The sequence below is a fragment of the Bacillus sp. J14TS2 genome, from assembly GCF_018333015.1.
Taxonomy (GTDB): Bacteria; Bacillota; Bacilli; order Bacillales; family Bacillaceae_C; genus Lederbergia.
The window spans coordinates 216,984-238,652 of the sequence record NZ_BORE01000005.1 but is presented as its reverse complement, the minus strand read 5'-3'; the positions used below and the strand labels follow the sequence as shown (position 1 = coordinate 238,652).

Sequence of the window (21,669 nt, the reverse complement as noted above, 5' to 3'; positions counted from 1 at the left end):
AAATCATGACACATCATTGTGATATTCCATACCTTGGAGATGCGCCAGATATTAGCAAATCATTCTCTAAGTTGGAAAACACATATTTTTTACCAAATCAAACGGATTATTTTGATGCAGAAGATGCAGCAGGAACAATAAAATGGAATAGATTTGAACGGAAACCTAGGTTTTCGTTCAATAAATATACTTTCCCATTTGAGGAAACGAAATCTTGGGAGTTCCCTGAATATATAGAATCACCTATATTACCATTCTCTATTACTTTTATTAATGATAGAACTATACGTATTAGAGTGTCTGCAAAAAGGGAAAGGTTTGCAGATCGTGATAGTCTAATGCTTACTAGCCCTATAACAGCAGGTGGAGAATGGGAGCTAGATAATAGCAATGAAAATAAAAGTATATACAAGAGTCAATATGGTGCTATTACAGTAGAGCATAGTCCTTGGAAAATAGAATTCCATAACGAAAAAGGGAAGCTATTAACAAAAACTATTAACATGACAGAGGGGAAAGCACTACAAAATTCTAATCCCATTCCATTTAGCTTTAACCGATCCATTGAAGATATGTCGCGAAGTATTTCTGCAAGTTTCTCCCTTTCACCATATGAGAAAATTTATGGTGCGGGAGAATCATTTATGAAAATGGACAAGCGTGGTCAAAAGATAGATTTATTTACTAGAGATGCGTTAAGTGGTCAAACAGAGGATATGTATAAACCAATCCCTTACTTTTTAAGTAGCGAAGGTTATGCGATGTTTTATCATCATAGTTGTCCAATTACTTGTGATTTTGGGTACTCAAACGATGGGGCAAACACTGTATATGTCGGTGAAGATGAACTAGATTTGTTTTTCTTTTTTGGGGAACCAAAGGAAGTGTTGGGGGCTTATACTTCCCTTACTGGAAAGAGTGAAGTGCCTCCCTTATGGTCATTTGGGTTATGGATGGGCAGAATAACGTATAAATCAGAAGATGAGACGAGAGAAGTAGCTCGTAAGTTACGTGAACACCGCATCCCATGTGATGTGATCCATTTGGATACAGGTTGGTTTGAAAAGGATTGGCGTTGCAATTATTTGTTCTCCCATTCCAGATTTAAGGATGCAAAGAAAATGATTTCTGATTTGAAAATGGATGGATATCATATTAGTCTGTGGCAAATCCCTTATTTCACTCCTTCAAATGATTTGTATAAAGAGATTGTCGAAAAGGGATTAGCTATAACAAATGCGAATGGTGGTTTGCCAACAGAAGATGCAATTCTTGATTTCTCCAATCCTAAAACGGTTAATTGGTATCAAAGTCATATTAAAAATCTATTAGACATAGGTGTAAGTGCAATTAAGGTCGATTTTGGTGAGGCTGCTCCTGTTCAAGGTCAATATGCATCTGGTAAAAGCGGCTGGCTTGAGCATAACCTTTATCCATTACGTTACAATAAAGCTGTTTCAGATATAACAAAAGCTGTTACAGGAGACTCCATTATATGGGGGAGAAGTGCTTGGGCAGGAAGTCAACGATATCCTGTTCACTGGGGTGGCGATGTAGAAAATACTGATAATGGGATGATAGCTTCATTAAGAGCAGGTCTATCTTTTGGTTTAACAGGATTCTCCTTCTGGAGTCATGATATTGGCGGATTTGTAAAGAAAAGTCCCCGTGAGCTATACCGAAGATGGATGCCTTTCGGGATGCTAACCTCTCATAGTCGCTGTCATGGAGCTCCACCAAAGGAACCATGGTTTTACGATGAGGAATTTGTAAGAGATTTCCGCTCTGCGGTGGAGTTAAAATATAAATTAATGCCCTATATTTATACTCAAGCAGTATTAAGTGCAAAAAATGGCTTACCAATGCTAAGACCTCTGTTCTTAGAGTATCCTAGTGATCCCGGGAGTTGGGACGTGGAGGATCAATATTTATTTGGTGCAGACCTTTTAGTAGCTCCATTATTTGAAGAAGAAGAAACCAAAAGAAATATTTATTTACCACCCGGTAATTGGATAGATTACCAAACAAACAGAAAATATCAAGGTGGTACTTGGCATGAAATAGAATCAGGAGATATCCCAATCATTATATTAGTAAAGGAAGGAACAGTTATTGCACATATTCCAATAGCACAAAGTACCCATGATATGGATTGGAGCCAAATAAATTTGGTAGCTTATGGCGAAACAAATAGTGAGTGGATTATAGCATTGCCAGAAAAGAATTCGCGCAAATTAGTGAGGGGTTCTATCAAAAATAGGAGGATTAATATAATAGAATCTGAATCTACAAATATTAATTTTGAAAATTGGAAAGTGACACAAGCGTAATCGATAAATGTAAAAGGTTATGGAAAGAATTTAAAAAGATTGAGATTGAACGACTGATTATTATGGAGAAAGATCACATTGTTCTAGTTTTAGAAGAACATACTACTATATTTATTGGCTGTTTCTCAATATAAAGGGGGAAATTTGTTCGCTTTTCTGGTAGACTTTCACAAAAGCATGATAATATCAAACTAGCAACTGAATATTGTTTGGGTGGTTGGTTGTCATACTTCTTTCCATTTTTAGGGAGGGAGGTGATAATCATGGAGACATTTCTTGATTTTCAAAGAGAAGTTTTAAAAGGGATTGTGCGTGTTGTCAGTGCACACTTCTTTAAAAAGGCATTTCTAGAAAATGAGAAAACCACCCGACGCCGTCACAAGCAAAAGGGTGGATCTCGAAAATAAATCTAATTTTTTGACAACCATCACCCTGACGGTAGAGGTTGCGGGAGAAGTGTTCAAAGCACTTCTCTTTATTAGTATATTCTCATTATGACATAAATAAACCAAAAAATAAAGGGAGTGGAAAGCAGTTTAATTTTAGGTATATTAAATATTGGTTTTTTTATCATCGCAAGCAAATATGTAATGCTGATAGGATCAAGAAAATAAGGGTTAGAACACGAAATATCAAATATGAAACCTTCAGGAACACTCGCCCGCAAAGACAAGTATTCCCGAAGGTTTTGAGAATTTCTTCTTAAAATTAATGTTTTTTATCCCTTCACTCCTGTAGTCGCAATTCCTTGTACCAGGTATTTTTGGAAGAATAGAAATACAACGAATTGGGGCAATAGGGAAAGGGTTGCCATCGAAAACATTGCTCCCCAGTTTGTTACGGCAGACGGATCAGCGAACATTCGCAGTCCAAGGGAGATAGTGTATAAGGCTGTGTCATTTAGATAGATTAAAGGGCCTAGAAAGTCATCCCATGTCCACATAAAGGCAAAGATCGCTGCTGTTACTAAAGCTGGTTTACATAGAGGTAGAATGACACGCCAGAAAACTCCGTACGTACTACACCCATCAATAATAGCAGCTTCATCTAATTCTCTAGGAACTCCTTTTATGAATTGAATTAATAAAAAGATAAAGAAGGGTCCTCCACCCAAAAAGGCCGGTACGATCAGCGGATAGAATGTGTTGACCCAATTGAATTTATCAAAAAGAATATATTGTGGAATCATTGTCACCTGCATAGGTAACATCATCGTCATTAGTAAACAAGCAAATAATAATGACTTGAATTTGAATTTCAAACGCGCAAAGCCAAAAGCTACGAATGAGGATGATAATATTGTGCCCACAACAACAAAAATGGTGATAATGGCTGAATTTCTAAAAAACACATCAAAGCCGACATTCCCAAACCCTTCCCATCCAGTGGCATAGTTTGTCCATTCAATGGGGGAAGGGATGAGTGACGCAGCATTGACAAAAATGTCGGAATTCGCTTTTAAAGAACTTGCAATCATCCATATGATTGGATAGATCATCACTAATCCAAAGAGTGAGACAAGAACATGATATATAATTGAAGAAATCTTAGGGGTCATTCATTATTCTCCTTCCGATTCGTAATATACCCAAGCTGATGATGATCTGAATATCAAGGCTGTAAAGATAGCGATGATTACTAATAGTATCCAAGCCATCGCAGAGGCATATCCCATATCGAAATGGGCAAATGCTTTCTCATAAAGGTATACTGCATAGAATAAGGTGCGATCCAGCGGTCCCCCTTCAGTTACAATAAAGCTTTGAGTAAATGTCATAAAGCCATTGATGGTTTGCATCACCAAATTGAAAAATAAAACAGGTGTCAGCATTGGAAGTGTAATTTTAATGAATTTTCTCCACCAATTTGCCCCATCCACAGAAGCTGCCTCATATAACTCCGTAGGTATTTGTTTAAGACCAGCTAAAAAAATAAGCATAGGCGCACCGAACTGCCAAACGACTAATAAAACGAGAGTAGAAAGCGCTGTATCTGGGCTGCCTACCCAGTTAATCCCCTTTATACCGATATACGCTAGAATATCGTTAATCGCTCCATTTTGACCAAATAGTTGACGCCACATTACTGCGACCGCGACACTTCCACCAATAATCGATGGAACATAATACACTGTTCGATAGAAGCCTACTCCTTTATGATTGCCGTTAAATAGCATCGCAATAAACAACGCGAAGGCCAGCTTTAACGGAACGGAGATAAACACGAACAAAAATGTAACTTTTAATGAAGTGATAAAGCGCGGGTCTTCCGTAAACATTCGTACATAGTTATCGAGTCCTATCCAGTTGGGACTGGATAGGATATCGTAATCTGTAAAAGATAAATAAAGGGAGGCAATCATTGGACCGATCACAAATCCAAGAAAACCAAGGAGCCAAGGTGCAATAAATGAAAACCCGATGGCATTTTCTTTTAAACTCTTTCTATTTGAATAAGCCTTTTTGGGGTTCGTATTTCTAGCAAGTTTTGTGTTAACCAAGTCAATACCTCCAAGCTAAAATGATTGTTAACTTTCAAGATGTTTACAAGCTATCAGTCTTTTGTATTCTTTGCTAATCGAGCTTCTGCCTCACTGCGAAATTGTTTTGCGGCATCTTCTGGCGTCAGTTCGCCAAAATTAATCTTTTCTAGAACGCGAGTATACATCGAGCTAATTTCGCCATGTCCAGATGGTTCGGGTGGTGAAATTGGACTAGAATAATCCTTTACTAGTTCGATATAGTCAAAAATTTGTTTTGTCGGTTCATCGACAAGAGGAGTAATATGTTCTTGAACTTTACTGGAAATTGGCACGCCATAGATGGCTTTTAAAATCTCATGTGCTTCTGTACTATTTGTAAAGAAATCGACTAATTTGGCTGCTTCCTCAGGATGTTTAGAGTGTGAACTAACTGCATAGAATTGGCCAGGTTTTAAATATTGGCCGTACTCTCCCCCCTCTAGGGAAGGAAAAATCGTTAATTCCAATGGCCGATCGGCAGCTTGTTGAATCGCTGTAAATTCATTGCTTGTTAAAGGATGAAATGGAGACGTTTTGTGCACGATTAATTCATCTTCTAAACCTTGTACACTATTCATCACATCTTGTGGAGGTGTGATATTTTCTTCCCTCAATTTTTGCTGCATTTCTAAAAAATCAACTAAGTATTGATCATCATCATATCCCAATCCAGTTCCATCCTCGTTATAAAGCCATAAGCCGTGCTGACGAAGGTAGTAGCCAAAATCATTGAAACCTTGAGGAACAGATACATAAGAGTCATCGCCGAAATGATTCTTCAATTTTTTTGCCATATCTATAAAATCATCCCATGTATAACCAGGTTCTATTTCTGAAATACCAGCTTCTTTCAACATTTCTGGGTCATATGTGAGAGCGGGAGAATTTGTTCCTTGATTGACGGCAAATAATTTTCCATTGATTATGCCACCATCTAGTAGAGAATCATCCACATCATCGAAATTTAAGATCCCTTTATCGATATATGGATTTAGATCAAGTAATAGATCGCGATCAACATATTCCGACAAGTATTGGATATCCATATTTACTACGTCAGGTATATTCTGTCCAGCTGCTTGAGTAGCCAATTTATCCCAGTAACCATCCCAACCAGTAAATTCTGTGGAGACTTTAATATCTGGGTTTTGCTCTTCAAATAAATCAATCACTTTCTGTGTGCGTTCATGAACTTCTTTATTTCCCCACCAAACCATTCTGATCGTTACTTGATCTTTTGAGTCTTTGGATGTTGAGTTACTGCTGCTACATCCAGTGAGGATAAAAGTTACAACTAAAAATATTGATAGAACTGTACATGAAAATTTTAATTTCATTTCCATATCCCCTTTCTAATTGATTTTCTCTTATTAAAAGGTGTAAGCGGTTCACATCCCTTTGCTGGTATTATATAATACATATAATAATTTGGACTATGTACATAATTCTGATTTCATGTACAATTTCATACTATTATAATTTTATAAATGAGGGTTCTTGGGAAGGAGAAGCTGTCATAATAGAGACTTTATTATAGGAAGTACGAGTTTTCATTCTATTAATAATATTTAAATTGGTATAATTTCCCACTGCTGTTATGAAGCCCATTTAGGAAGGTGCCTAACTATGTTATCTCTTCATTCGGTCAATAATGATTGTTTTATTCCTAATTGGCAAACGCCATTAGAAAAGATCCCATGGAATGTCCTTGTGATTGTGCTTGAGGGGAAAGTCGACTATATGATTAATAATAAGCGACTTATTTTAGAGCCAGGGGATATTATGTTTATCCCAGAGTCATCCTATCGAACTGGAAAAAACCATAATCATACATTGCATCAAAAATATACAGTTTTGTTCCATCTAACGAAAGAAATGAGAGATATTCCGGAATTTTTAACTATGGATGATTTTACAAAATTGCAGTCGAAAAACTTTAACTATATTAAACATCGAGCGGAAAAACTTTTTATGGAAATAAGAGGAAACAATACATGCAATACATTTATTTGTGATGGCATCCTTCAGGAATTATTGGGGAGTATAGGAAGAGAATTGCAATCTTCACAAGTGAATCCTATGAAGTTAAAATACGCTCAAACCATCCAGCGTTATATTGTTGAACATTATAGAGAAGCCATTGATATAAACCAACTAGCTAAATTAATTCATCGCTCACCAAATTATACCATTGAAGTCTTTAAAGAAATTACCGGGTACACGCCCATTCAATATATCCATCATTTACGCATAATGGAAGGATGCAGCTTACTATTAGCTACAGATATGACTATAGATAATCTCTCGAATTATCTTGGATATTATGATGCATCATACTTCTCGAGAACGTTTAAGAAGTTTATCTCAATGTCACCTAAAGAGTATAGAAACCAAGAATCGACCGTTTCTTCTTCAGAATTTGTCTAAAGGAGCAGGAAGAGATTTGCTTCGTTTCTAGAAGGAAATTAGGAGGAGAGTGTGAGGGAGTGCATCATTACATCCCTCACAAGTAGTTATTCTTCTTGACCTTGTATTTCTTTTACAATGATTTCATATCTTTCTCCCATTTCTCGAATAAAAGATTGAATATCCTTGTCGGACTCTAAGAACTCATTTGCTTCTTGGTGAATGAAATCATTCTCATTGAATTCTGGATTGGGTCCGTATTTAGAGTAAGCATGTATTTCTGCCTTTTTCATATTGAAGATGGGGGAAAGTTGATATCTTTTCTCCGTTTCATCGATAATATTGGCACCAAATTGCTCAATCACTTTTTCATTTGCAATGGTTGGTGGATGACCAATTTTGGATAAATGCATTTGTGCTTCTTCTGATGATAAAAACTCGATAACCGCCCATGCGGCTGCTTTATTTTCACTATGCTTATTGATACTTAATAACATGGGTGACGTAGATGGACCAACATTTGGCAAGTCAGACCATGTTGGAATTGTAACCATATCAAAATTAAGTCCTTCTACTTGGCTAAATAATGGTAACCATTGGATTTGTCCAATGCTCATGGCCACGTTTTGTTCACCAGTGAAACTATATTCGCTATCTGGGTCGACCATTTTCGGAATGTTCCTGTAATGATCAAGTAGTTCAAAGAACTTTGTGGTACCAGGATCAGCTGGAAATAGGACTTCTCCTGTTTCAGGATCACTCCCTTCGATACTTAATTGAGAATAAGCAAACGAATGAATGCCCATACTTAAACCTTTATATTGGACCCCATTCTTTTCTTGAGTTAATTTTCGTGCTAAGTCTAGCGTTTCTTCCCAAGTGATTCCATCTTTTGGGTAATGAACACCAAAAAGATCAAAGATATCTTTATTAAAGAACATAGCTTTGGGCATGTTTTCAAGTGGCATTCCAAATAGTTGACCTTCATCGCTTGGATCAAGAGAGCGGGCAAGGTCTACAAGTCCCACTTGAAAAATATCTAAATCAAAATTGAACTGATTTATATAAGGGTCGAGTGGTTCAAGCAAATCTAATTCGTGTAACACTTCGAAATTTCCTGGGGCCCAAATAAGATCGGGTATTTCTCCAGTGGCAATCAGTTCTTGCAACCTCTCTGATTCAATAGACTCTTCAATTAACTCAAGTTCAATATGGGGGAATTGCTTTTCAACCTGTGTTTTAAAACGTGATTCAAACGTTTCCTCATCGACTGGAAGCATCATTGTTAATCTAACATCTTCTCCGTTGTATTCTTCATTGTTTGCCATTTCGTCAGAATTCAATGAAGCACTACTATCAGATGTTTTTGAACAGGCTATAGAAAGTGAACTTAAGAAGAGAACGATCCCAATTAAAAGCCATCTATTAGCTAGTTTCATGTTAAATCTCCATTCTTTTAAGATATTTAGACAAAAGTCTAAGATGGATAGATTATTGATTTGATCCAGATAAGAACCTCCTCGCTATAAGAATATGAACTTTCTATTGCATAAACGTCTATCCATATCCCCAAGATATTCCTCTCTTGACGCAAGACCAAAATAGAGGGTAAGGTAATAAATAATAAAGCGGTTTCCTTTTGATGAAACGATTTCAAAAGATTGATGATAACGTGAGGATTTTTCTCTATCTAGGTTGTTGGAAAGTTTCAACGATTCAGGGGATATAGTGTAATCATATAATGGATTGTATTCTCTAAATAGGATATTAGGAACATATCAATCGGACAATTTGAACCTTACAAGGAGGTGAGAATATGAGTTCATTGTATTTTCAGCAGATGTCAATTCAAGAACAAGTGATTCCTCTTCATTTAGTGACGATCGGGTCGAATAATCAGCCTTATCTAAATAGACCGGTGGGATTACCTTACCATCAGATTTTTTTGGCAACAGAGGGAAAGGGGATTTTTCGGTTATTTGGGGTTGGTGATTTTGAATTATTACCGGGAGAAGTGATTATTATCCCTGCCGGAACAAGCCATGAATACTTCCCATTATCTAGGAGGACATGGGAACTTGGTTTTGTCGGTTTTGACGGTAAACTAGCAGATACAGTTCTTGGCCAATTAAATTTTCAAGAGACAAAAAAGATGACGATTCGTCCGTTTTCTGTCATTTGGAAAAATATTGAACAACTTTGGTTTATCGCAAAAAAGAATGAGGAAGATGCTCAGTGGCACGCATCAAAGTACTTATATTCTCTTCTGTTAGAGTTGAAAAAGCTATCTGAGGTTAACTATGGACCTGAAAACGATTCATATTCCCCAAATGAACATGTTCAAAAGGTAGCTGATTTTATTCGTACACACTATGCGAAACCACTTAGGGTAGCTTCTCTGTCAAACATGGCCGGATATTCTAATCACCATTTCACAAGATTGTTTCGGAAGACTTATGGATTGACTCCTCATCAATATTTGGAAAAGATCAGATTCGAAAGATCGAAGTTTTTACTTGAAGAGGAAAAAAATCTACTTGTTTCGGAAGTGGCCACTCGTGTAGGGATGGAGGAAAACTATTTCATTCGCTTGTTTAAGAAAAAATATGGCATGACCCCTGGGGCATATAGGGCTGCGTATGAAAGAGACGGAAGCTAGTCCTTGAAAGTTGGATATAAACGCCTTTTGTTGAGAATAGTTGATATCCGGGGTAATCCTGTGGAGTCCGCCTTGCACTTCTACTATAGCCGAGATTATTTTATCCGAGCCAAATAAATGGCCTGAACGCCCAAAATCCAGTCGAAACGGAGAAAAATGGTGCGTAGGGGGTTCTACGCACCCAAAATCCAGCCGAAACGCGGAAAAGTGGTGCGTAGGGGGTTCTACGCACCCAAAATCCAGTCGAAACGAGGAAAAATGGTGCGTAGGAAGTTCTACGCACCAAAAAACCAGTCAAAACGGAGAAAAGTGGTGCGTAGGGGTTCTATGCACCAAAAATCCAGTCGAAACGCGGAAAAGAGGTGCGTAGAGAGTTCTATGCACCCAAAATCCAGTTGAAACGCGGAAAAATGGTGCGTAGAGAGTTCTATGCACCCAAAATCCAGTCAAAACGAAGAGAAATGGTGCGTAGGGGGTTCTACGCACCCAAAATCCAGTCAAAACGAAGAAAAATGATGCGTAGGCCGGAGCGAATTTAGCCTTTCTTCCTAGATCAAGGCGCCTTGCGCTTTTATTCTATTTGCTATCACGATAGATTTCTAGTTCTTTTATGGCCACTTTCTCGCCGCCGCCACCAGCCATAAGGTTATGAATGTAAATACGAATATGCTTAATTGAATGTGCCTTGAAATCTATAGGATGGTAATAAGAACCAGTAGAGGTTTTGTTCACAACATCTATCCAGCTTTGTTCATCCTTGGATACTTGAATTTTGTAAGCGTAATGCGTGCTATCCTTTCCCCAGAGTATTTTCGCTCCAGAAATGTTTTCTTTCTTTTCGAAGTTAATTTGTAACCATTGCGGCAACGTATATGTACCTGCTTGCCATGAGGTCAGGTCGTTCTGATTTACAGCCTTATTAGGTTCATTTCCTGGTGTAAAGCTACTTGCTAGTGCTGTTTTTCCCGTAGCGATGTTAATTCTTGGTTTTGGGCGAATTGGATCCTTTGCTGTGCCTCTACCGGTAAAAAGTTGAAAATCGACGATTCCTTCGCATATCATAGATGAATCGCAAAGGCTTAAGCGCACAAATTGCGCATTCGATGCAAAATATTCTCGCTGTGTCTGTTCTGTTCTTTCATTTTCAGATTGATTGACTACTGTAATCCAATTCTTTTGATCCTCACTTACTTCTATCCTATATTTCTTTGAAGCTTTGTTGGAAGACCAAAGTATTTTTGCCCCTATGAGATTGCTCTTTTCTCCTAAATCGACTACCAGCCATGGTGCTAGATCCATTTTATCTGGTAACCAGTAACTTTCAGGATGTTCACTATTGATATTCGATTCTTTATGGCCGTTTTGTTCACTGCTTACGGTGATACATCTATGTGCTATGATGTTTGGCTCATGGATTAAAGGATCTCGGTCAATCTCTCTTCCTGGCAACCATTTCCCCCTATAAGGAATACTAGTGATTTGTGCTTCGCCGAACTGTAAACCTGGTGCTGTAGCTGTTAAGGTTAGGTCGCCTGGTGTTAAAGAGGAGCGGATGAGAGCAGGTCCAATTCCAGCTTCCGTCTTCACTGGGTTTGCTCTCACCCGGCTATCTTCATTCCCAATCAGTTGGCCAGGTCCCGATAGATGTAAAGAAATAGAATGACTCCCCGTAGGAACGACATGCCCATGTTGATCTCGTATAGATACATGAGCCTTTATCATATCTGCCCCGTTTGCGACGAGCTTATCTACTCCATTGCTAACAAACTCAACAGATAAGTGATCAGGTTTTCCTGGTGTAGCAATGGTATGTGTTGCAACGACGTTACCATTTATAAACCCTTCAGCTCGAAGTTCTCCTTCCTCCCAAGGGACGTCATGGAAAATGATGATTGGATGGCGAATATGGTCAATTGTAGGAGGGGTTCTTGTGCCGACATATTTTTGATTTCTATACAGCTTGACTTCATCCGTATTTGTATAAATATGTAGATCCCTTGGCGATGATTCTAATCCATAATTGGCAATAAAAATCATAGGTTTATAATTAGCGCATGGGGATTGCTGGCTTTGAAACCAATAATAATTAAACTTTGGATAGCGATCACGATCAACGATTCCAGAATGAGCAATTTCTTGGGACATGCCTCGGTTATAATCATTATAACTCCATAATGCGTACCCCGAAATTCGTTGATTGGCATTCAATCCGGCCCAATCCCAATAGCCATCTTCTTCATCACTGTCCTTCCATTTATTTCCTTTAAGGGAATTTTGCCGATGGAGACTCGCTTGGATTAGGCTATTTTCACCAAACTTGCGAGCGGAGCGTTCTCCATCCATAATATTATGGTTTGCATCTCCCCATTCCCTTGTAATCAGTGGCTTTGTTTCACTATAGGCTTCTTTATAGACTACATCAAAATGTATTCCATAAGGAGCCCCGAAATCAGATGCCGCAAAAGCCTGGTTCGTCGGATACTCTTCGTGGACAACCTGATAAGCCCTTTGGGCAAATTCCTCGGGATACCAAGTTTCGTTTAAAACTGGTTCCCAGACAATAACGGATGGATGATTACGATAGAGTCGAATCATCTCCCGAGTCATTTGTAAGGATCTTTTCTGGAAATCTCCCTTCCCTGTATAATATTGCCAACCAGGAGTAGGGACAATCACGGCAATTCCTAATTCATCACAAGCTTTCATAAAGGCTTGATTATGAGGATAATGCCCAGTACGAATAAAATTAAAGCCTGCTTCCTTGACCATTTTTACATCACGATAAAGCATGGAATCGGATACCGCGTTTCCAACATAGAGGAAATCTTCATGATAATTTACGCCATTTAATAGGACACGGGTTCCATTTATATAGAATCCATTTTCCGGAGTAAATGTAATATTTTTTATCCCGATTTGTTCTTGATAGATATCTCTTAGATCATTCCCTTCTTTTACTTGAATAAGCACGATATACAAGTTTGGATGATCCATACTCCATAATTTAGGCCTATCGATGGAGAGTGTTTGAACAAACGTTTCATCACTTTCCGCACTCAATAATCTCTTACCACTTTTTCCTTCGGCAACAATTGTCAGCTTCTCTTTTTCAAGAATTTTTGCTTGAATATACACCTCTTTCATTCTATTATCATCGTTTTGCACGTGAGTTTGGATTCTTATTTTTGCTTTCTGTTTATCTATTTCTGGGTAAGTAATGAAGACACCACCGTTTGCAACCTTATTGGCTGATAGTACATCTGAGACATGAAGTGGGTTGGTTACAATAAGCTGCGCATTGCGATATAAACCGCCAAAATAAACAAAATCGAGTTCTTTTTGTGGCTTTCCGGGAGGGGTCTCCCAGTCATCGTTTGAATCCACCTTGACTTCAATAAGATTCTCTTTTCCAAGGATCACTGTATCTGTAATATCAATGGTAAAAGGCAAATAACCTCCATGATGGGAAAAAAGATATTGCCCATTCACCCAAACATCTGCATTTATCATTGCTCCTTTAAATCGCACAAAGATTTTTTTTCCTAACAGGGTTTGATCTAATGTAAAATATCTGCGGTACCAACTGATGCCTTGATAACTTGGTGTATCTTCCCACTCTTTCGGTTCAAGACGAACCGTATGTGGCAAAACGACTCTCTCCCAACAGCTATCATCAATAGGGAGCTCTTTATTGATGTCTCCTCTATAAAATAACCAATCCATATTGAAATTGAATACTTCTCTATCTATCTTCTTCCCGTTTAGGAACGAATTCCCCAGCATGATAACTCACTCCTTTTCGTACTTTTCAAACTGAAGACGAAAACATTCAGTCGCTTAACATCATACAATACATCGGATTTCCTCTAGTAGGAGTATTTGAACAATTCCATAGGACGAATTGGATGTCGGGGGAGGGGGGATGTTGAAAAGGTATAAGGTCTATTGATCTATGCATTCCCACTAAATCAGTATTCATGGATGAAATGATGAGGGGATTTTTCTTTTTTAAAGTGTCCAAAGATTTTATTTCTCCATTCTGCAATACTCAAAATGTACGATTGATATGTTCCTAATATCCTATTTAGAGTGCAAAAATTATTATATGATGAAGACACAGGCATTGCTGAGAAATGCCAAAGTATCTTAGTAGAATGAACGTTTCACGGTATTGAATAGTTTTGATTTACTCGTTTCCCGTTCACGTCAGCTTTAGAGAGAACACGAGAAATAACGGATCAAAATAGTAATCGATGAGGAGTGGTTTTGATGAAAAAAATGTCGTTGATATTGAGTATTATCATTTTGCTTGCTGTTGTGGCAGGAGCATGCTCAAGTGGTGATGAAAATGGTAATACTGTCACTCTGAAAGTATGGAATAGATATCCAGAATTAAATTCTACTTTCCAGACATTTGTTGAGGATTTTGAAAAGGAAAACCCAGAAATAAAAATTGATCTGCAAAATATTCCCGTTAGTTCTCAAGCAGCCCAATATCAAACGGCTGTTTCAGAGAAGAGCCTTCCAGATATTTTTACGACTTCGACTGTTACATTAAGAGAGTTAGTAGATATGGATATGGCGAAAGATTTAAGCGAATTCTTCACAGAGGAAGTACGAGATGAATATTATCCTGGTACATGGTATGAAAATGGGACAACCATAGACAATGTTCCTTATGTTTTTCCGTTGTTTTCCCCAAACCATGGTGTAAACATGATGTTTTATAACAAAGATGTTTTGGAGGAGAATAATATTTCTGAAAGTGAGATTCCTCAGACTTGGGAAGAATTGATTGAGATAGGGAAGGAAATTTATAAAAGCTCTGGAGGACAAACATATGGATTGATGTGGTATAACGCAGATTGGGCAAATGCCGGTGTCATTAACTATCAATCTACGGCTATTTTCCCTGAAACGCCGGAAGATATTAATTATAAAGAAGGAACTCCCGATTACAATAATATCGGAAAGCTGGAGTCCATTGAATATTTAAAAACGCTACAAACAGAAAACATTATGCATCCAACCAGTCTTGAAATTGATCCTCCACAAGCAGAAGCGAATTTTGCTGCGGGGAAAGCTGCTTTTTATATTGGTGGGAATTGGACAGGCACCAATTTGCTCGAAACAAGTCAGTTTGAAAACTGGGGTGTCGTGAATATGCCTACGAAGGATGGACAGCCTTGGTATCACTCTGCAAACGGCACCAATGGCCTTGTGGTCAATAATGAAACAGAGCACTGGGAAGAAGTGAAGGTTTTCCTTAACTATGCTTTTGATCATATTTATGGTGACGTAATTTTAAAAGCGGGGAGTACGCAGCCAGCAAAAATGGACGTGGAAGGGAAAGCACCTTTTCCACAGTATAAAGAAATTACTGATTTAATGACTGAACAAGCGATAACGGTTCCAGATCCAACAGAAAGAAGCTTGGAAACCATTGATTTTAAAAGGGAGTATACTTCCCAATTAAGTTTTAGTGATATTGGTGAAATAGCAGTTGGTTATTTGACTGGAGAAGTAAAAGATCTAGAAAGTGAGTTGAACAAGATTAATACAGAAGCAAATGAAACATTCGATAAACTTTTAGAGGAAACCCCAGATGTGACAAGAGAATTGTATCAATTTCCAAATTGGGAGCCACTTACCCCCTACACAAAGGAAGATTATGAGGATTTAGAGTAAGAACAATTTAATGAGGCACGGTGCATACTTGCCCGTGCCCACATCATGTAGGAGCTATGTGATAAAGGAGTGAGAAAGGATGTCCAAAAGTAATTTGGAAGTGCTACCAATGAAAAAAAGATATAGTAAGCGAGAAAAAAGACGATTTATGTGGGCCTATATTTTTTTATTACCACAAGCCATTGTATTTCTAACCTTATCGGTTTATCCAATTGTAATGAGCTATGTCTATTCATTTTTTAATTGGACGGGGTTTGGCCCATTAACAAATTTTGTTGGCGTTGATAACTATCTGCGACTCTTGACACAAGAACGATTTTGGAACGCTTTTCTAAATACTTTATATTATGTGCTTGGCACAACGATTCTTAGTGTGGGTTTCTCTTTGATTTTAGCCATCATTCTAAATGATGTTCGACTACGAGGAAAAGCCTTTTATCGAACGATTTATTTTCTGCCTGTTGTCACAACGACAGCTATCGTAGGGATTATCATGGGGAATATCTTTGGGGTGGATGGATTAGTCAATCAAATCTTACAAATGATAAGTCCTGACAAAAAACCAATTTCCTGGTTATCCACAGGAACACTTGCCATGATTGTTTTAATTTTAGTTGGCTCTTGGAAAAGTATAGGAATTAATATGATTTATTGGCTGGCTGGCCTACAAGCAATCCCAACAGAATTATATGAATCTGCTCAATTGGACGGTGCCGGTTTTTGGAAAATGTTAAGGCATATTACACTGCCATTAATAAAACCAATGTTAGCAGTTATTGTTTTACTATCTTTAGTAAGTGGAATGCAGGTCTTTGATCTTGTAAAAACCTTGACTGATGGCGGCCCTTACCGTGCCACAGAAACACTAGATCTCTATATCTATAATTATGCCTTTGCTGATGGAGAAGGTGGGGGTACGCCTATGATGGGATATGCTTCTGCAGCAGGCGTTTTATTAGGAATATTTACCTTTATCATCAGTCTTATATTTGGGGGAGCTGGTTTTTCAGGAGAAATAAGGAACTATAGGAAAGCTAGAGCGGAAAAGAAGGCGGTGAAACGATGATAAGTAGTAAGTCGGCACGTATTGCTATTCACTTTTTTCTGGCTGTGATCGGTTTGATTTGGATCTATCCTTTTATATGGATGATCTTCTCGTCACTTAAAACGAATAGAGAATTACTTGTATCAGGAACAACACTTTTACCTGAGGTCTTCCAATGGGAAAATTATTCGAGAGCTTGGTATAATGCAAATTTCTCAGGCTATTTTCTAAATACGGTTATTTTAACCGTTTCAACCGTTTTGATTGTAGTCGTTCTATGTGCACTAACCGGGTATGCTTTGGGACGGGTGAATTTTCCGGGAAGAAATATTGTGGTCATAGGAGTAGCGGCTATTATGTTCATTCCAAAAGGGTACACGATTATCCCTCTATTTAAGTTGATTAACCAATTCGGTCTATCTGATAGTTTATTAGGTGTGATTGTTGCAGAGTCATCTGGAGCCCACGTTTTATTTATTCTAATGTTTACGTCCTTTTTTGCTGCGATACCAAAGGAATTAGAAGAAGCAGCTGAGATAGATGGAGCGAGCTTTGTCGGGACATTTTCCAGAATCATGCTCCCACTAAGTGCACCCATGGTGGCAACAACAGCGATTATGCAATTTATTTGGACATGGAGTTCTTTCTTAGTTCCTCTTGTGTTAACCATCAATAAGCCTGAATTAAGAACGTTAGCTGTGGGAATGCAGTCATTTGTAGGTACTTATAGTAATGATTTTGCAGGAATGACAGCAGGTGCAACGATATCCTTAGTTCCGGTTATGCTAGTTTTTATAGTGATGCAAAGATATTTCATTGAGGGAGTTGCAGGAGCAGTAAAATCCTAATGAAGAAACACTAATGACTGCGAGTGCACCCATCTAGGAAGTTCTAGGAAATATAATGTACTGTAAGCAGATCATCTAATGTTTGCAGTGCAAATAAAGAAACAGCTAAGGAACTCGCATGAACGCTGATTCCTAGCTGTTTTTTATGCTGTAATGAAATAGAAGCTTTCTACCGGAACCTACCCATTAACGTTTAAAGTCCAACTCCAATTTTCCATTTTTCAGCTCAAGTGGAGCGTCAAACTTTTTCCCAGCTGAAGAAGTAAAGCCTTTGATGACATTGCTTTTCCCTTTGGTGCATAATAATTTAATTTGCGTTGGCGTGAGTTTCTTTTTTAAAAAGGTGCCTGGAAAGGTCTGTTTACAACCATTTTTATAATTGCTACAACCGTAAAATGATTTTCGGGCAATGATCGTGCCTTTACCGCATGCTGGACAGGGAGCCACTTCCTTCGGCTGATAACGGCTTTTGCGAGAAGGGGAAGGTGGAAGCACGATATCCATTTGTTGCTGTTCCAGCTGTTTTGGTACCTCTTGCAAGAGTTTGTGAATGAAATTTCCGATATTGTCCAAGAAATAAGCTGCAGTTCCTTCTCCGTTGCCAATTTTTCGCAAATAAGCTTCCCATTTTGCTGTCATGGAGGGGCTGGCGAGCAGGTTACCCTCGATAGCTTGGCAGAGGATACGTCCTTTATCCGTAATCGTGACTATGTTTTTGGACACGGTTATATAATCGTGCTTTTTAATTGTTTCAATAATCCCGCTTCGCGTGGCCTCTGTTCCAAGTCCTTCGATTTCTCTTAAAACATTTGTCTCCATTTGATCCTCGACGAGCTTCCCGCATGTCTTCATCATGGTGATCAGCTGCCCCTCAGTGTACGGCTTCGGCGGCTGGGTTTTCCCTTCCTTAATCCCAATGTCACTTTGTACTGTTTCCCCCTGGTTCAATGGTGGAAGGACTGGTTCATCGGAGTTCTTTGACTTTTTTGGAGGAGGAAAAAGCTCTTTCCATCCTTTATCGCGTTCCGTTTTGCCGATGGAGAAAAAGGGCAGTCCGTTAACGGTTGTTGTGACTTTCGTTTCGGTGTACAGATAGTCACGATGAAACATGGCAAGTGTTGTTCGGACAATTTCTTCATATAAATTCCGTTCGAGTGATGACAGTTTGGCAAGTGCATTTGATGTCGGTCGTTTTTTTGTCGGAATGATAGCATAGTGCTCATGGACCTTAGAGCTGTCAACAAAACGTTTCTTCGAGGTGCGCGATGCCACTTCGAATGGCAGATTGATCAACTTCTGAAGCTCTTCAACCGAAGCAACGAGATAGGAGAATTCCGCTGGAGTGATGTATCTTGTATCGGTTCGTGGATAGGAAACGAGCTTTTTTTCGTACAGCGTTTGCATCGTCTTTAGTACCGTAGCCGGGCTTGCCTTCCATCTGCGATTGGCGGTCGCCTGCAGGGAGGAAAGTGAATGCAATTGTGGCGGGAGTATGCGCTTTTCTGTCTGGGTCAACTTAGTAATGGTTCCTGGCGTGTCGGGCCGTATTTGTCGATCATTTAATTGGTTAACAACGAATTCGCGCTTTGGTTCTTTTATTTTAGCTTTACCTTTATACGTCCCGTGTTGAGCGGTGAATTGTGCTTCTACTTCGAAAAAAGGCTCAGAAATAAATGTCTCAATCTCACGATCACGCTGATAAATCAGATAAACCGTTGGCGATTGCACTCGCCCGATGGGAAAGACATGTTGAATGTCTTTTTTCTTCATCAATAGTGTATATAAACGTGAGCCATTCATGCCCACAAGCCAGTCACTAATTTGGCGGGCTTTTGCTTCTTCATACAATTGCAAGTCTTTTTTATTATCGTGCAGATGAGCGAACCCTTTGCGCACTTCGTCTGCCTCCAGAGAATTAATCCATAACCGTTTGATGGTCTTTCCATATGCCCCCACATGATTGTAAATACTATAGAAAATATTTGAGCCTTCGCGATCGACATCACAAGCGTTAATGACAGTATCTGTGTTACGAATCAGCTTTTTCACGATATTAAACTGTTTGAATTTGCCTTTTGCCACTTGGAATTCATAATGATCCGGCAGAATCGGTAAACTCTCAAGAGACCAGCGTTTCCAAGCGGGATTGTAGGTGTGCGGCTCTTTTAATTCTACAAGATGCCCTATCCCCCATGTTAAATAGGCTCCGTTTGGAAAAACTGGACAAGGGGTAATTTCCATATAGCCTTCAAATTTTCGTGTCGAAAATGCATCTGCATAGGCCTTTGCCTGACTTGGTTTCTCAGCTAAGATTACGGGTTTCATAACAGCACCTCTAATTATTAAACGTACACTCGTTCTGTTTTGATTATCTCATAAAAGGGGTACGGTAGCAAGCAAATCGCGATAACTTCAGGTGTTTAAATGACCTAGAATTAAGTATGAACTTCATACTTAAACTCTTTCTAAAATGCGTTATACTTAAGGGAGACAGATCATTTTTTTAGGGAGGTTCTTTTTATGAAGAAAATTATAAATGATCCAAACGAAACGGTACAGGAGATGCTGGAAGGATTAGTGATGGCCTACCCGCAAAAATTGCAAAGACTAGCTGAGACAACAGTTGTGATGAGAAAGGATGTACCAGTAACAGGCAAGGTTGGGCTTGTAAGTGGCGGAGGTAGTGGCCATGAGCCAGCACATGCTGGATATGTGGGGGAAGGGATGCTGGATGCAGCTGTTGCCGGAGAAGTTTTTACTTCACCAACACCGGATCAAGTTTTGGAAGCGATTAAAGCGGTAGATAGTGGCAACGGAGTTTTCCTCGTAATTAAAAATTATACTGGCGACGTGATGAATTTTGAGATGGCAGCGGAATTAGCGGAAGCAGAAGGTATCCAAGTAGAAAAGGTGATTGTGAACGATGATGTGGCGGTAGAAGATAGTTCGTTCACAACAGGGCGTCGTGGGATTGCTGGCACAGTACTCGTCCATAAAATTGCCGGCGCCAAAGCAGAAGAGGGAGCCGAACTCTCCGAAGTGAAGCGAGTTGCTGAAAAAGTCGTAGCCAATGTTCGGTCGATGGGAATGGCCCTTACACCTTGTACAGTTCCGGCATCAGGAGAACCGAGTTTTCAATTAGACGAGAATGAAATGGAAATAGGGATTGGCATTCACGGGGAACCGGGTATCGAAAGAAAAAGGATTGGTACGGCAATGGAAATTGCGGATGAATTAACGGAAAGGATTCTAAAGGATCGGGCATTCTCTGGCGATGTTGCTGTTATGATCAATGGACTCGGGGCCACACCAGAAATGGAACTTTATATTCTTAACAAAAATGTCCAAAAAATCCTAAGTGAGAAAGGGATACATGTCTACAGGACATATGTTGGCGAATATATGACTTCGCTTGAAATGGCAGGATGCTCGCTGACATTATTGGAATTGGATGAGGAATTAAAGTCACTGCTCGATGCAGAAGCTAACACGATTGCTTTTAGCCAGTGAAAAAATCTAGTCAATTTTATGACTTGAAAGGTGTGGTCGTTATGATGGAAATCAATGTAACTCAAGCGGTTCAATGGATTGAAAAAGCGAACGAAAAATTCCAGGAAAACAAGGAGTATCTTACTTCGCTTGATCGACCAATCGGTGATGGGGATCATGGGCTCAATATGTCGCGTGGCTTCAAGGAAGCGGTAGGAAAGGTGAAAGCAGGAAATTATTCAGCACCAGCTGATGTCTTCAAGGATGTAGCCATGACTTTAGTTTCTAAGGTAGGAGGAGCCTCCGGACCATTGTTTGGGACAGCTTTTCTAAAAATGTCTGTTGCGACTGCAGGTCAGCAAGTGCTAAATGAAAGTACCTTTGTGCAAGGCCTTGAAGCAGCTGTAGAGGGAATTAAACAGCGTGGTAAATCAACAATCGGTGAAAAAACGATGGTGGATGTTTGGCAGCCTGTTGTGGAATGGCTTCAAGCAAATGGTTTTGAACCTGAAGGTCTACTTGCTGAAGCTGAAAGAGCGATGAATGCTACAAAAGATATGACGGCTACAAAAGGACGAGCTGCCTATTTTAAAGAAAAATCAGTTGGACATATCGACGCTGGTGCAGCTTCCTCTTATTATGTGTTTGCTGCATTGGCAGAAGTGTTGGGAGGAAAGTAAAAG

15 protein-coding genes are annotated in these 21,669 nt (G+C 39.0%); 9 read left to right on the top strand and 6 right to left on the bottom strand.

Annotation, left to right across the window (positions count from 1 at the left end):
- Positions 1-5 precede the first annotated feature (5 nt).
- Together KI375_RS09925 and KI375_RS09920 are read left to right on the top strand one after the other, a co-directional pair.
- Complete coding sequence (locus KI375_RS09925; RefSeq protein WP_212973342.1) at positions 6-2,330, top strand: glycoside hydrolase family 31 protein; 2,325 nt, start codon at positions 6-8, stop codon at positions 2,328-2,330.
- A 263-nt stretch (positions 2,331-2,593) separates the two neighbouring features.
- Positions 2,594-2,737, top strand: coding sequence for a hypothetical protein (locus KI375_RS09920; RefSeq protein WP_212973341.1), 144 nt, complete (start codon positions 2,594-2,596; stop codon positions 2,735-2,737).
- Positions 2,738-3,048: 311 nt separating this feature from the next.
- Here KI375_RS09920 and KI375_RS09915 read toward each other — a convergent pair whose 3' ends face one another.
- Genes KI375_RS09915 through KI375_RS09905 form a run of 3 tightly spaced genes read right to left on the bottom strand, consistent with a single transcriptional unit; the run spans position 3,049 to position 6,188 of the window.
- Positions 3,049-3,888, bottom strand: coding sequence for a carbohydrate ABC transporter permease (locus KI375_RS09915; protein ID WP_212973340.1), 840 nt, complete (start codon positions 3,886-3,888; stop codon positions 3,049-3,051).
- A gap of 3 nt (positions 3,889-3,891) precedes the next feature.
- Positions 3,892-4,830, bottom strand: a complete 939-nt coding sequence (locus KI375_RS09910) for a carbohydrate ABC transporter permease (protein ID WP_374706826.1) — start codon at positions 4,828-4,830, stop codon at positions 3,892-3,894.
- Positions 4,831-4,883: 53 nt separating this feature from the next.
- Entirely contained in the window at positions 4,884-6,188 is a 1,305-nt protein-coding gene (locus KI375_RS09905) for an ABC transporter substrate-binding protein (protein ID WP_212973339.1), read from the bottom strand.
- A 289-nt stretch (positions 6,189-6,477) separates the two neighbouring features.
- Here KI375_RS09905 and KI375_RS09900 point away from each other — a divergent pair, with 289 nt between their 5' ends.
- The gene (locus KI375_RS09900) at positions 6,478-7,278 is read left to right on the top strand and encodes an AraC family transcriptional regulator (RefSeq protein WP_212973338.1); all 801 of its coding nucleotides are present in this window, start codon (positions 6,478-6,480) and stop codon (positions 7,276-7,278) included.
- An 86-nt stretch (positions 7,279-7,364) separates the two neighbouring features.
- Here the strand turns inward: KI375_RS09900 and KI375_RS09895 are convergent, their stop codons facing one another.
- The gene (locus KI375_RS09895) at positions 7,365-8,696 is read right to left on the bottom strand and encodes an ABC transporter substrate-binding protein (RefSeq protein WP_212973337.1); all 1,332 of its coding nucleotides are present in this window, start codon (positions 8,694-8,696) and stop codon (positions 7,365-7,367) included.
- Between the two features lie 377 nt (positions 8,697-9,073).
- Between KI375_RS09895 and KI375_RS09890 the strand changes: the two genes are divergently transcribed.
- Positions 9,074-9,916, top strand: coding sequence for an AraC family transcriptional regulator (locus KI375_RS09890; protein WP_212973336.1), 843 nt, complete (start codon positions 9,074-9,076; stop codon positions 9,914-9,916).
- Between the two features lie 576 nt (positions 9,917-10,492).
- On the opposite strand, the gene KI375_RS09885 is transcribed toward KI375_RS09890, so the two are convergent.
- Complete coding sequence (locus KI375_RS09885) at positions 10,493-13,699, bottom strand: discoidin domain-containing protein (RefSeq protein WP_212973335.1); 3,207 nt, start codon at positions 13,697-13,699, stop codon at positions 10,493-10,495.
- A gap of 486 nt (positions 13,700-14,185) precedes the next feature.
- Between KI375_RS09885 and KI375_RS09880 the strand changes: the two genes are divergently transcribed.
- The 3 genes from KI375_RS09880 (at position 14,186) to KI375_RS09870 (ending at position 17,497) form a co-directional block, all read left to right on the top strand.
- Positions 14,186-15,604, top strand: a complete 1,419-nt coding sequence (locus KI375_RS09880; protein ID WP_212973334.1) for an ABC transporter substrate-binding protein — start codon at positions 14,186-14,188, stop codon at positions 15,602-15,604.
- A gap of 79 nt (positions 15,605-15,683) precedes the next feature.
- On the top strand, positions 15,684-16,670 hold the full coding sequence (locus KI375_RS09875; RefSeq protein WP_212973333.1) for a carbohydrate ABC transporter permease: 987 nt from the start codon (positions 15,684-15,686) through the stop codon (positions 16,668-16,670).
- A complete protein-coding gene (locus KI375_RS09870; protein WP_212973332.1) occupies positions 16,667-17,497 on the top strand; it encodes a carbohydrate ABC transporter permease in 831 nt (276 codons plus the stop codon). Before KI375_RS09875 ends, KI375_RS09870 begins: the two co-directional genes overlap by 4 nt.
- A 186-nt stretch (positions 17,498-17,683) precedes the next feature.
- Here KI375_RS09870 and KI375_RS09865 read toward each other — a convergent pair whose 3' ends face one another.
- A complete protein-coding gene (locus tag KI375_RS09865) occupies positions 17,684-19,822 on the bottom strand; it encodes a type IA DNA topoisomerase (RefSeq protein ID WP_212973331.1) in 2,139 nt (712 codons plus the stop codon).
- Between the two features lie 195 nt (positions 19,823-20,017).
- Between KI375_RS09865 and dhaK the strand changes: the two genes are divergently transcribed.
- Positions 20,018-21,007 carry a dihydroxyacetone kinase subunit DhaK gene (gene dhaK, locus KI375_RS09860; RefSeq protein ID WP_212973330.1) on the top strand — a complete coding sequence of 330 codons (990 nt, stop codon included), beginning with the start codon at positions 20,018-20,020 and terminating at the stop codon, positions 21,005-21,007.
- A 41-nt stretch (positions 21,008-21,048) separates the two neighbouring features.
- A complete protein-coding gene (gene dhaL, locus KI375_RS09855; protein ID WP_306419806.1) occupies positions 21,049-21,666 on the top strand; it encodes a dihydroxyacetone kinase subunit DhaL in 618 nt (205 codons plus the stop codon).
- Positions 21,667-21,669: the final 3 nt, after the last annotated feature.